At 50.6% G+C, this 12,820-nt stretch carries 11 protein-coding genes; 6 read left to right on the top strand and 5 right to left on the bottom strand.

Features of this window, described 5'->3' with window-relative positions; all coding sequences use genetic code 11:
- Nucleotides 1-2 precede the first annotated feature (2 nt).
- Entirely contained in the window at nucleotides 3-242 is a 240-nt protein-coding gene (locus J3352_RS13895) for a DUF6061 family protein (protein WP_207700522.1), read from the top strand.
- Between the two features lie 388 nt (nucleotides 243-630).
- Nucleotides 631-1,845, top strand: a complete 1,215-nt coding sequence (locus tag J3352_RS13890; RefSeq protein WP_005928939.1) for an ATP-binding protein — start codon at nucleotides 631-633, stop codon at nucleotides 1,843-1,845.
- 51 nt (nucleotides 1,846-1,896) lie between these two features.
- Here J3352_RS13890 and J3352_RS13885 read toward each other — a convergent pair whose 3' ends face one another.
- The 5 genes from J3352_RS13885 to J3352_RS13865 all read right to left on the bottom strand — a co-directional run bounded on the left by J3352_RS13885 (nucleotide 1,897) and on the right by J3352_RS13865 (nucleotide 8,774).
- Nucleotides 1,897-3,366: a toll/interleukin-1 receptor domain-containing protein gene (locus tag J3352_RS13885; protein WP_005928941.1), complete on the bottom strand. Its 1,470-nt coding sequence runs from the start codon at nucleotides 3,364-3,366 to the stop codon at nucleotides 1,897-1,899.
- Nucleotides 3,367-3,375: 9 nt separating this feature from the next.
- On the bottom strand, nucleotides 3,376-4,080 hold the full coding sequence (locus tag J3352_RS13880; RefSeq protein ID WP_156067549.1) for a TIGR02391 family protein: 705 nt from the start codon (nucleotides 4,078-4,080) through the stop codon (nucleotides 3,376-3,378).
- A 5-nt stretch (nucleotides 4,081-4,085) separates the two neighbouring features.
- The gene (locus J3352_RS13875) at nucleotides 4,086-6,713 is read right to left on the bottom strand and encodes a DEAD/DEAH box helicase (protein WP_005928946.1); all 2,628 of its coding nucleotides are present in this window, start codon (nucleotides 6,711-6,713) and stop codon (nucleotides 4,086-4,088) included.
- A gap of 14 nt (nucleotides 6,714-6,727) precedes the next feature.
- A complete protein-coding gene (locus J3352_RS13870) occupies nucleotides 6,728-8,491 on the bottom strand; it encodes a site-specific DNA-methyltransferase (protein ID WP_156067551.1) in 1,764 nt (587 codons plus the stop codon).
- An 82-nt stretch (nucleotides 8,492-8,573) separates the two neighbouring features.
- Nucleotides 8,574-8,774 carry a hypothetical protein gene (locus J3352_RS13865; RefSeq protein WP_005928951.1) on the bottom strand — a complete coding sequence of 67 codons (201 nt, stop codon included), beginning with the start codon at nucleotides 8,772-8,774 and terminating at the stop codon, nucleotides 8,574-8,576.
- Nucleotides 8,775-9,143: 369 nt separating this feature from the next.
- Between J3352_RS13865 and J3352_RS13860 the strand changes: the two genes are divergently transcribed.
- From J3352_RS13860 to J3352_RS13845, 4 genes are all read left to right on the top strand, one after another.
- Nucleotides 9,144-9,356 (top strand): hypothetical protein, encoded by a 213-nt coding sequence (locus J3352_RS13860; protein ID WP_156067553.1) that lies wholly within the window; start codon nucleotides 9,144-9,146, stop codon nucleotides 9,354-9,356.
- Nucleotides 9,357-10,191: 835 nt separating this feature from the next.
- Nucleotides 10,192-10,638, top strand: coding sequence for a plasmid mobilization relaxosome protein MobC (gene mobC, locus J3352_RS13855; RefSeq protein ID WP_156067555.1), 447 nt, complete (start codon nucleotides 10,192-10,194; stop codon nucleotides 10,636-10,638).
- Entirely contained in the window at nucleotides 10,601-12,163 is a 1,563-nt protein-coding gene (locus tag J3352_RS13850; RefSeq protein WP_156067557.1) for a relaxase/mobilization nuclease domain-containing protein, read from the top strand. The genes mobC and J3352_RS13850 overlap by 38 nt, the downstream gene beginning before the upstream one ends.
- Nucleotides 12,164-12,352: 189 nt before the next feature.
- On the top strand, nucleotides 12,353-12,808 hold the full coding sequence (locus J3352_RS13845) for a CHC2 zinc finger domain-containing protein (protein ID WP_156067559.1): 456 nt from the start codon (nucleotides 12,353-12,355) through the stop codon (nucleotides 12,806-12,808).
- The last annotated feature ends 12 nt before the right edge of the window (nucleotides 12,809-12,820 follow it).

The raw sequence follows: 12,820 nt of genomic DNA, 5'->3' as shown, positions 1-12,820 counted from the left end.
AACTGCTTTCCTGCCGCTTCAATATGGACACCAACCGGGTGGAAGCCCGGTTCGAAGATGGCACCATCGTTGCCATCGACTGCATCGCCGTGGAGGACGAGTACGGCAACGCCCCAGCGCAGCGGGCTGAACTGGACTGGCTGCTGTACAACAAGCCCTTGGAGTATGTGCAGATGGTGCTGGAAGGGGAGATGGAGCGCTATCTCTCCCTCAGCTGCAACCACGGTAGGCTGGAAGATTAAGCCCCTATAAAGAACACGATGCCCACCGACCTATGGTTTTCGCCATAAGCTGGTGGGCGTCGTTCGTTATTCGGGATTCTTTGGCAGGCGGTCGTACAGCACCACCGTGTCAGCGATTTCAATCTGTACCCTCTCTTTCTTGAGCAGGGTAACCGTCCAACGGATATGCCGATGGTTGTTTCATTTTTCTGTAACGGCATCTTGTGTGCCAATAAAGGGTGAAACCCTCCCTTTGCAGGGCTTCGCTTAAATAGTTGAGCCTTATCTGAAATCTTTTGTCGAATTCAGTATTTTATCAGTTATAACTTTTGGTTTTGCAATTTCTCCATTGAGTTTCAATCGTAAGTGTGATATACTGTGGTCGGCCACGGAAGGAGAGTGAAGTTTTATGATCAAACGCGAACTGTATATGAGCCGCATCCGTCCGTTTATCGGGACGGAGCTAGTCAAGGTCATGACCGGTATCCGCCGCTGCGGAAAGTCGGTCATGTTGGAGCTGATCCAGCAGGAACTCACGGAGTCCGGCGTCAGCCCAACACAGTTTATCGCCATCAACTTTGAGGATATGAGCTACTCCCATCTGCAAACCGCGCAGGCGCTGCATGATGAGATCACCAAACGCGCCAAGGAGATCGACGGCAAGGTCTATCTGTTTTTTGATGAGATTCAGGAGGTCAAGGACTGGGAAAAGTGCATCAATTCTTTCCGCGTTTCGCTGGATTGCGACATCTATATCACCGGCTCCAATGCAAAGCTGCTGTCTGGTGAGCTTGCAACCTATTTGGGCGGACGGTATGTGGAGTTTGTGATCTATCCGTTCTCATTCGGAGAGTTCATGGAGCTGTACCGCTCGATCAGTCCTGATGCGTCCATTCAGCAGTGTTTCCAAAAGTACCTGCTTGCCGGAGGGATGCCCTATCTCGCAAACCTCCGCTATGCGGATGCGCCGTCCAAGCAATATCTTCACGATCTGTTCAACTCTGTCCAGCTCAAGGACATCGTGAAGCGAAATAAAATCCGTGACGTTGACCTGCTGGAACGGATCATTGCCTATGTGATCGCCAATGTGGGAACGACCTTCTCGGCGACCTCTCTTGCAAAGTTCCTGAAAAACGAGCAGCGCACCGTTGCCCCGGAAACAATTCTGAACTATATCAAATACTGCTGCGAGGCGTACCTGTTCTATCAGGTGAAGCGGGAGGACTTGCAGGGCAAACAGATCCTTGCCTCCAACGAGAAGTATTATATTGCCGATCACGGAATCCGCGAGGCGGTCTTCGGCGGCAATATGCGGGACATCAACCTCATTTTGGAAAACATCGTCTATCTGGAGCTGCTGCGCCGGGGCTATGAGGTGACTGTCGGCAGGACGGGCGATAAGGAAATTGATTTTGTATGTGACAAGCGCGGCGAAAAGCTGTATGTTCAGGTCACTTATCTTCTGGCATCGGAAGAAACAGTCAACCGCGAGTTCGGCGCGTATGATAGCATCCGCGACAACTTCCCGAAGTACGTTGTTTCCCTCGATGAGTTCGACATGAGCCGAAACGGGATCAAACACCGGAATATCCGCGATTTCCTCTTGGCGGAGGAATGGAACTGAACAGGAAGCCCGGCATCACGTCAAATGGCGCGATGCCGGGCTTCTTAAAACTCAAAATGGAAAATCTAAATGATAGGCATCTTTGACTTTTTGTAATTCCTCCATAATCTTATGGGGACAATTAAAAAGGAGCTCCTGTAGAGAAGGGAATAAAGTATACTCTCGCGGATTTCCATAGCTTGTCCAACTGCTTGCATATACAAGCTCATTTTGAACAAAAAATTCAAGGCAGCTTCCATAGTTATTTGAAAGTGTGGAATCAAGTGTGTTTTTGCTCTCCCACTGCCTTATATTTTCGATTTCTCCTTCTGCCATCCAACGGTCACCAAACGTGCGCATTCTCTCTTCCACGATATAAGCAACAAACAGCCGTATATTAATATCAAGCGTGTCATCTGACCAGATTTTTTTGAATATGTTGACGGCTAATTCAATATGCTGATCCACGCATTTTTTAAGTGGTGGAAGCACCCGTGCTACGTTTGCAGAGTATTTGCGGAAAGTGTCGATGCCAAACTCCAGAGTATCGTTATTCAAAGCCCCGTTATCAAAAGATGACAGCAGATCAAACGCGTTATCGACATTTACGCCACGGATTTCGCATTTGTTTAACCAACTTGAAATAGTAGATTTAGAGACTTTTCGAACATTTTCATGAAGTATGTAGTATAGCACGATTCGTTCATCGTCCGTGGTTATTTCTGCAATAGTATCTGCGATAGAAATATCAGAACCACCCGGGGGCAATTCTCTCACTTTCAAATATTCTGCATACCTTGTTCTAAGTTTATTATTCTCGTATGTGATAAGACTGGCTTTTGTGTGCGGAGCCGATACCGCTTCGCTCACAGTATCATAAATGTACGAAATATCTGTATCGGAATCCAACCGCCTTAACTTATATTCGTTATTTAGGAATCCGTACATGTTGCCCGAATTAATTTCCGGCAAGGCAACTGGAATTACAGGAACGTCCTCATACCAAAGCACTCCCGCTTCATTCAGGCAATAGGCACTCTGATAATAATCATGCGAAAGAATCGCAATGTTAACTGCGCTGCTTTTCAGCGCAGATCTGACTTCATCAGAAATGCGTTCATTTATGTCGTTGCCCGGCAGAGAAGAGCAGAAAACTGCTTCCTTAGAAATTCCGGTTCCTGCAAAAAAGTCAACAAGCATATCCGCAATACCTTTATCAGTTGATCGGTGGCTTATGAAAATTGTATTTTTCTCCTTTTTCCCTTGTGTTGCATTGGTGGGGTTATGCGTGTTATACTCAGCCAATCGTTCACTATATGTTCTTGCAGAATTATTTAGAATGACAAAGTATGGCTCATTATCAGCCCATTTAACATCAATATAGCCGAGTTCTTTTAGTTCTCTTATGATACCGTCAAGTTCTTGCTCTTGTTGCGTAGAAAGCCCGTTGTATTGTTTCCGCAATACCTGCGTAGGGTTTTCTGAACAGACCAGCTTTAACAGTAACCCTTCAGAATTAGATGGAAGTTTTCTAAAATCCATAGATTCTCCTTATAATTGCGGCTTGTCTAACACATACATCAGCTGGCTTGCCAGCATTATTTGCTCCATAGCCTCACGTTTTTCATATTGAAGATTAGCATGAGCCGCAGGATTGCGATAGGCTGCCATGATTCCTTCAAACAGAGATTGGATTCCATGTCGGTAGTCCCTGCCACTGGTAGTAGTTGTGTCACAGAATTTGAAAGCGCCGTTCTCGCTCATAAGTGCGCCAATCACATCGCCGATCTTTGAGGGAACTGCTGCGCCAGGTTTTAACTCTGAAAACTTTTCGCGCAGACGTGATTCCACTTCTTTAATTGCCTTTTCTGCCGCAGCTGAACAATGACCATCTACAAATAACTCACGGGAAACATTCACAATCCGCGGGTGTATCTCTGACCAGAACTGGACAACAACGGGTTCTGCTTTGATATGGCGAACAATTACCACCAACTCGCCAAATGCCGCAGGATTCAGGAAAATAGCACCCACTTCGTTTTGCTGAAAAAGTATATTTGCAACACAGGGGAGCGTAGTCGCATAAAAAGGATAGTCTGCTTGGATTCCTCTCGTAATTGCATTGATCCATTGGTAAACGCGCTGAATTTCCTGAGGCGTGTGGAGAAACTGCATATGCAAGTTTGCATTTGTAAAGTCTATCCACTTTCGCAGCTCATACAGTTCGTTCTCATACGGCAGTTTCAAAGCACGCACCTCCCTTACAGCGCCTTTACCGTGTCGATAAACTGGCTCATGCTCATTGCACCCGGCAAGAGGTTTTCCTCATTCTCAAATACCATGTAATAGCGGAAATCCTTGCCTGCTGCTGTACGCCACGCCTGACCGAGTGCGATTTTCTCCCGGCTGTCACCGTTTTTCAGGTGGTCGCCCTTGGTTTCCGCGCAGATGAGCTTGCCGCTTTGGGTCATAATCAGAATATCCGGGTAATGCTTGATAAAGCCGTTGATTGAAAAGCCCTGTCTGGCAATATTCCGATGCCACCAACGGACATTTGGCAGGGCGGTCAGCTCTACGACCAGCTTTTGTTCCAGTTTGTTCATGTCGCCGTCCTCCGCCGTGTACAGCGAACGGGCGTATATGTCAGTATGGGTGGTGGGATGGATTGCGAGGGGCAGGCGGAACGAGGGCTTGCAGACAATGCGCTCCGTTTCCAGCCACTTTTCAAAAATTTCCCGATAGTGGGCTTCCAGCAGCGTTTCAATCTTGTCACGGATCTTCGCCGCATAGCCCAACGGCGCTTTCTCCATGGCGGCGAGCTGCGCCTTGTCCATATCGTCCACAATGCGGTCTATGTAGGCTTTCAGCTCGGCAGCGTCCACCATGTTCAGTTTGTTAAGCTGCTTGAACATCATGTCCTTGCATTGGCGCACCCGGCTTTCCTGCGGCAGATTGTTGAACCACTCCTTGAAATACCGCTGCTCGGCGCTCTCCATCTTGAACACCTTCGGCAAACCGCCGTCCTGCTCCCGCACGTCGATTTCGCGGATTTCATCGTCTGCGGCGGCAAAATCAATGTCGTATGCTTTGCCCTTGAGGGTAAAGCCCTCTGCCAGCATTTCCTTGTCCAGCAGTTCAAAAGAGCCGTCCGTAAACAGAGATTGCTCGATTTTCAGGAAAAACTGCGGGATTTGCAGCGTTTCAATATCCTCCCGGAACTGCGGGTTTACCCCAAATGATTTCACTTTATCCCGCACCTCCCACGGAAGATTGTCCATCACCGGGTCATTGCCGGTCTGCTGAATTGCATCTGTATATGCCTTTTCGACCTCTGCGGCAGCGTCCAGCATGGTGTCGGCCTTCGGGGCAGTTTCAGGCGTTTGCGCCTGTTCTCTGCGCCGCTCCAACTCTGCCCCGATCAATTTCCCATCCAGCCCCGAAAAATCGTCCTCTGCGGTTTCCAGTTCGGAAACTCCTTGCGGGTCAGGCAGCGTAATTTGTTCTGCTGGCTGTTCGGGAATCTGCGGTTTTGCGGACTCCCCGATCCGATAGTCCTTATCGCTGAAACCTGCGCTGTTCAAGCCCTTGACGATATGCGCCACGGTGTTGTTGAAGTCGTTGGAGGAAGTCAGCACATAGGACATATTGAGTGCGCTTTGCGTATGCTGGCTCGTATGGGGCAGACGGAGAATCCGTCCCAAAATCTGCTCCACGTCAACTTGACTTGTCTTATTGGCAAGGGACGCAAGAATATAGGCAAAGGGGCAGTCCCAGCCCTCTTTCAGCGCATTGACCGTGATAATATATCGGATCGGGCAGTTTGGGGACATCAACTCCACATTTTTCAGCTCGTTCACATCGGCGGTACGAATGGCAATTTGATCGGCAGGAATCCCGGCGTCCACCAGCTTGTCCCGCAGTTTTTCAAAGGTGGTCGCGTCCTCCTTGCCCTTCGGCTGTGCCTGAAACAGCGCGATAGGACGGATATATTTACCCGTCTTGGCGTACTCCGCGTTTGCGATTTCTTCCAGCTTGTTCCGCAGGTCGATTGCATCAGTCAGTACCTCGGCTTGGCTGTCCCGGTTATAGACGATCACCGGCAGCTTGACCATGTGTTCGTTTTTCAGCTGCACCGCGTCCACATAGGAGATGATATTGCTCTCCTTTTTCGGTGTGGCGGTCAAATCCAGCACAAAGCAGGGATTGAAGTTTTCCAGCATTTCAAGGCTCAATTCCGACCGGGCATGGTGGCTCTCGTCCACGATGACAAGCGGGTTAAGCTGGTTGATGATCTGGAACAGAGCGGTTTCGTCCGCTTTTTCAATGGGGCTGTCGGGCTTGCCCAGCACCTTTGCAAACGCGGCAAGATTGCTGTTTTCCTGATAGGCTTTCAAGCCCTCCTTACCGCGACCGCGGAAGGAATCATAGGACAGCACCATAACCGACAACTGCTCCGTTACGGCCGTGGGGTTGAAGTTCTGACCGTTCAAAAGCTCCTGCTTGGTGTAGACCTCCACACGCCCGCCGAAATCCACGTCGATTTTTTGGCGGTAGGGATGGGAGGTGTCTTTCAGGGCTTTCGCCGTCTGTGTCAGAATCGCGTCCGATGGAACAAGCCACACGACCGCCTTTGTCTTGGTAGCGGGGAGCGCGTCAAAGATAGGGCGAACGGCGTTGCAGGCAATGAAGGTTTTGCCGCCGCCTGTCGGTACCTTGAAGCAGAGATTTGGAACACCGGGTATCACGTTTTGGTATCGCCCTAAAGCCGGTGCGCTCTTTTCCCGCCAGAACTGCTCAAACGCTGTCATATAGTTCTGCGTTTCGTTCAACAGTTCCAGATAGCGGGTCAGGTCCGCTATCACTTTTTTCTGATAAGATTTCAGTTCCATACAGCGAACACCCCTTACAGTCTGCTAATATCTCTCGGTATTTTCTTGAATGTAACGCCCATTTTTGCCAGCTTGTCCTCACTGATGGAGCAGCGGTCGGCGTAAATCACCGTTCCGTCGGCTTTTTCCGTAATGGTGGAGAGGAACGCATAGTCCAGCACCGTCACGCACTGCGGCTCGTAGTAGAAGTAATAGCCTGTGCTGTTGTGCTTGCCGAGGTAATAGGGATTTCCGCCGCTGGGCGGGGCGTAGGGCTGCTTTGTTTCCATGAACCAGATGTATTCGCGGATTTTCTCCGGGGCAACCGCTTCGTTCAGGCAATCGCCCATAAGCAGCGGTTCGCCAAGATCATAGAAGCTGAAATTGCCGCCTGTGCCCTCCACGGCGTTTTTACCCTCACCGTAGCCCTTGATAACGCGCTTCACGCGCTCGGCGGTGATGCTGTCGGCGTAGTCCATCATCTCGACAAGAATAAACTTGCGGTGTCCGCCGTCCGCTTTGTTCATGTTCAGCACCGCATGGGCGGTGGTGCCGGAACCGGCGAAGGAATCAAGGATAATATCGGCATCTTTTGTGATTGCTTGAACCACGCTTTCAATCAGTGCAACCGATTTCGGATAGTCGAACGTTTTGGGCGATTCAGGAAAAATGTTTTTAAGCGTTTGCGTTCCGTTAACAGTGAAAAATGCTTTTTCAGCCCATATCGTAGGAACCTGTCCGCCTACGGTCTGATTTTCTCCAAATAACAACGTCGGAACACCATCTTCATGCCCTAAAACTTCCAACTCGCCGTCTTTGATTTTCTTGATAACTCCGCTTGGCAAATACTGGACACTGTATTGGTTCTGATTGCTCCCGCTTTTGTTTTTTGAGATTTTTATATAGCCTTTTTCCCAATCCGCTTGTAATCGTCCTGAAATCTGCCGCCAGACACACTGCTTGCCTTTTGCTGTTACGGGCCAAACGGCAACTTTCCCTTGTGGAGCGATAGAGTAGTCATATGGAAAATCAGCTTTCTCTCCGGTGTATGAGCCGTCATCAATTTGCTCTTGTAATGATTTTCCTACACCAGCAAATACACCATTTTCGTCTATAAAAATTGGATATGTCTGATTTGGACGTTGTGTCTTGTCGAACGTACTCAGTGTAAGCCCCTCGAATGGCGTTCTGTTATTCCCGCCACAAAAATCAAGTGCGTTTGCGTGAAAGTCCGCAGGCACAACAAAAACCAGATACTCTTGCACATAGTTAAAACCGCCTGATGGTTTCCCACCAGAAGTTTGTACTGTGACAGTCACAATCTGCTTTGTCCCAAAAATCTCTCGCAAGAGATTTACAAGATTATGTAGTTCATGGTAGCTGATGCTTATAATTAAGCATCCATCATCCGCCAGCAGCTTTTGCAGCAGCTTCAAGCGCGGATACATCATGCACAGCCACTTGTCGTGGCGGGTCAAGTCCTCGCCCTCTTTGCCGACGACCTCGCCCAGCCATTTCTTGATCTTGGGGTCGTTGACGTTATCGTTATAGACCCAGCCCTCGTTGCCGGTGTTGTAGGGCGGGTCGATGTAAATGCACTTGACGCGCCCCTCATACCGGGGCAGCAGCGCTTTCAGGGCTTCCAGATTATCGCCCCGGATGATCATGTTTTCACTGCCGTTATCTTCGCTGTGCTGTCCGTTTTCATCAAAGCTGTACTTGCGCTCCAACACCCGAAACGGCACTTTCTGATGGTGATTGATCACCTTGCTTTTTCCAATCCATTCAAGTGTTGGCATGGCTGATTTCCTCCTGAAAATAAAGCATATTTCGTAATTCACAATGCAGAATTTTCGACAGATTACAATTATGCATTACGCATTATGAATTATGAATTTTCTTCTTGATATACTTGCCGTTCTTGATTCTTGCGTCCGCCGGTTTCTCTGCGTCCTCTGGAATCCCCCAGACCGAGCCAATGCGGATCGCACCGGGGACACGCCCCTCGCCGCACAAAATCTGAATACGGCGGGTGGAGATACCCCAGCGTTCAGCGGTTTGCGCGATTGATAAATACTTCATGGGCAGCACTCCTGTTGCAGTTCCGTTCTGCGTCTGCTTATAAAATCACAGTATAATTATAATCGTCAAAGCGAATAAAAGCAAGGACTTTCCGGAAAAGCTCAGGAAGTATCTTCAACCTAAAAAACAAGGGTTTGGGGCTTTCCCAAAAATCAAAATGGGCGTATCGGCTGCAAGGCTGAAACGCTCATTTTCCCGGTGTGTACGGACACCGGATGTGCTTGCTATTCTCTCAAATCTCATATCCGCAGATACAACGCGCTCCCGCTTTCGCAAAAGCAGGGGCGCATATTTTTTGAAAATTTCTCATTTTGATCCCTGCGTTTTGACTTAAAAATGTCCGTTGTAAAGTGAAAGGAGTTCTTTGATATGCCAGACCGCACGCGACCCATCCGCAAGGAAATCTGCCTGAACGAGCAGGGGTTGAATCTCATCCAGCACAAGATGCGGCAGTTGGGAACGCACAACTTCGGTGCGTATGCCCATAAGATGCTGATCGACGGCTACGGTACTTTACACTTCACTTTTCATAAGTCCTACTATCACCGCTTTACCACAATAAAATTTGCAAAACCATCTTGACGCACTCCGCAATCCATGATACCCTTTATCGCAAATCCCACCGAGCTTGTCGGGGGCAACGCCCCTCCATCTTGCTTGCGCAAGACCGCTCTGCCGCTTAAAAGCCCCACTGGGGCTTTCATTGCTACGCAAACGCGGTCTTGTAGAAAAGTACAGAGCGGCGAGGATTTATTCCCCATGAAGATTTTTGCCGCCCCGCAACACATCCGATCTATTTTGCCGCCGATTCACCCGACAAAATCATCGCTGCGCTGCGTGGGCGGTATTTTTCTTTTTCACAAATAAAATCTTATGTAGTTGTTCAATCTTCCAAAATTTGTTTTTGGTTGTTGACTGCACAACCACAAAGTGTTATTCTTGTGCTTGAAAGAAGCAGGTTGTAGTGTCTGCACTGCGCCCGGCTTTCTTCATACTGTACCTTGAATCTTACATAAGCCGTCTGAACGAGATACTGCGCCATGACCTCACGCTTTCTGTGGGCAAGCCGGACAACGCCGCTGCAAAACAGGGGCAGGAACTTCGTTCGGTGTGAACGGTGACCATGAGCAGAGGCTTTGCCTTTTCACACGTTTTGCTCTGCAAAATTTTCAACGTGCATTGCGGTTCGACTTCTGAAATTTTCAGTGTTGCACGGAAAGGGCGAAAGCAAGTATCGACCTGTGGCCACAAATTTTCAATGCTTGAAAAATTGCTGTCCACTCAGTCATCCTTGTTGGGGAGTGCCTTCCCCAAACCCTGCTCTAGCTTCGCACCGTTGGTGCGAAAGCGGCGTGTCGCATTACATAGCCTTCTCCATCCCGGAGTGGGCATTTATCATTTTCACAGGAGGTCGAATATGGCTGAAATGAAAAGTCCGAACGTACACGCAAAGAAGAACCGCAATGACACGCCGCAAAAACGAAAGACACACATCATCAAAGTCCGAGTGACCGCAGAAGAAAAACTGCGGATCGCATACGCCTGCAAAGAACTCCACCTCACCCAATCCGAACTCGTCCGCCGCGTCCTGTACGGCGTGAACGTCAAGCACACCGTTGTGGTGGCGCAGGGCGGCGAGGATGCACTGGCGGCGCTTGCCGCCTTGTCTGCCCAGTGCAGCAAGGTGGGAAGCAACCTCAACCAGCTTGCACGACACTTCAACTCCGGCGGCAAAGACACCGAGCAGCTCCGGGCGCAAATTCTGGAGGAACTGTCCGCACTCACGAACTTTCGGCTGAAAGCCGAAGAAACGGTTGGTGAACTGTATGGCAACCATCAAGCATTTAAGCTCGAAGAACTCTAACTATGCCGCCGCCGAAAGCTATCTCACCTTTCAGCACAACGAGTACACTGGTCTGCCCATTCTGGACGAGAAGGGCAGACCCAAGCTGCGGGATTCGTACCTGCTCGACACCCTTGAGTGCGGCGAATCTTCGTTTGCTATGGCCTGCCTGATTGCCAACCGCAAGTACGGCAAGAACGGCGGGCGGGAGGACGTGAAGACCCATCACTACATTGTGAGCTTCGACCCGAAGGACGCAGTAGAGAACGGCCTAACCATGGAGAAGGCACAAGCCCTTGGCTTGCAGTTCTGCAAGGAAAATTTCCCCGGTCATCCCGCCATCGTCTGCACCCACCCGGATGGGCACAACAGTGCCGGGAACATCCACGTCCACATCGTCATCGGCAGCTTGCGTGTCCGCACCGTGGAACGGCAGCCCTTCATGGACAAGCCGTGCGACTGGGAAGCGGGTAAGAAGCACCGCTGCACCTCTGCCATGCTCCGGCACCTTCGTGTCGCTGTCATGGAGATGTGCGAGCAAGCCGACCTGAACCAGATCAATTTACTGGAAGCCCAAGGCGACCATGTTTCGGAGCGCGAGTATTGGGCGCAGCGGCGCGGACAACGCCGCCTCGACCATGCCAACGCCAAACTTGCCGCCGAAGGGCAGCAGCCCACCCAGACCGTCTATCAGACCGAACTGGACAAGCTGCGAAAGCAGATCTACGCTGTGCTGAACAAGACCACCACCTTCGAGGAATTTTCTGCATTGCTCATGCAGGAACACGGCATCGCCGTGAAAGAGAGCCGAGGCCGGTTGAGCTACTGCCCGCCCGGCCGGACAAAGTTCATCACCGCCAAGAAACTGAGCAAGAAGCTGGAAAAGGAGCAGGTGCTGACCGCCCTCTCCCAGAACATCCAGCTTGCAACCGCCATCCAGCCCGCCAGCGAACAGAAGCCGGATAAGATCAGGAAACTGGTTGACATTCAGGCGAAAGTGGCTGCGGGCAAGGGCATCGGCTATGAGCGTTGGGCGAAAAAGTTCAACCTCAAACGCTGGTCGCAGACCCTGTGTCTCCTGCAGGAGAAGAAGCTGCTCAGCGAAGATGCCCTGCACCAGCGCATTGCCGAACTGCAAACCCAGCACGACGATGCACTGGCGGTGGTCAAAGACTTGGATGCCCGCATGGTCTCCCTCAAGGAGCTGCGCGGGCATCTTGTGGTCTATCGGCAGTACAAGCCTCTTGCACAGAAGCTCCAGACGGTGCGAAATCCCGCCAAGTTTAAGGAGCAGCACCGTGCAGAGCTTGCCGTGTACGAGGCCGCTTGCGCCTATTTCAAGGCCAACGGGCTCAGGACACTGCCGGACCTCAAAAAGCTGGATGCCGAATACCAGACCCTTTCCTCGGAGAAAAACGGGTTCTACACCCGCTACAAGAAAGCGCAGATCGAACTGCGTGAACTCCGCACCGCACAACAGAACGTGGAAGCCTTCTTCCGCAAGGAAGAGCGCAGCCACACCGTACCGCAGCAGGAGGTCAAATGAACAACACTCTGACGGATCGATGTGTGAATAAACCCAACCTCACCCACGCCCCTCACCGGGCTTCGTCCTTTCGCCTGTACCCCACCCATTGGGACGGAGGGTAGCACCTCTGTCTTTTCGGACGTAAAGAACGCCATCTCGACCCGGCAGGCAGCGGAGCTGTACGGCTTCGCCGTAAACCGGAACGGTATGATGTGCTGCCCCTTCCACGGGGATAAACACCCCAGCATGAAGGTGGACAGCCGTTTCCACTGTTTCGCCTGTCAGGCAGATGGCGATGTGATCGATTTTGTCGGCAGACTTTTTCAACTTTCTCCCTATAAGGCCGTGGAAAAGTTGAAGAACGATTTCGGCATGGCACTTGCCGACGGCAAGGTGCGGCTTGCTCCCCGCAGACCGCCCACCGTCCGGCAGCAGCTGCTGGACTATTACCGCTGTCTGCAGCGTTGGCGGGTCCGATACGCACCGCAGTCACCCACAGAAGAACTTCACCCCTGCTTCCTTGAAGCGATAAAGAACCTTGACATCGTTGAATATTATCTGGACTGTTCGGTACTCCCGGACCCGCAGACCGAAAACGAGCTACGGAAGTATTGGGAGGAATTGCATGAGCGACTGGAAAAAGAGGAACGAAGATTGGCGTGATGAGGACGAACT

Source organism: Faecalibacterium sp. Marseille-Q4164 (assembly GCF_017377545.1).
Classification (GTDB): domain Bacteria; phylum Bacillota; class Clostridia; order Oscillospirales; family Ruminococcaceae; genus Faecalibacterium; species Faecalibacterium duncaniae.
The sequence above is the reverse complement of the archived record's forward strand: the minus strand, read 5'-3'. Positions and strand labels throughout refer to the sequence as shown.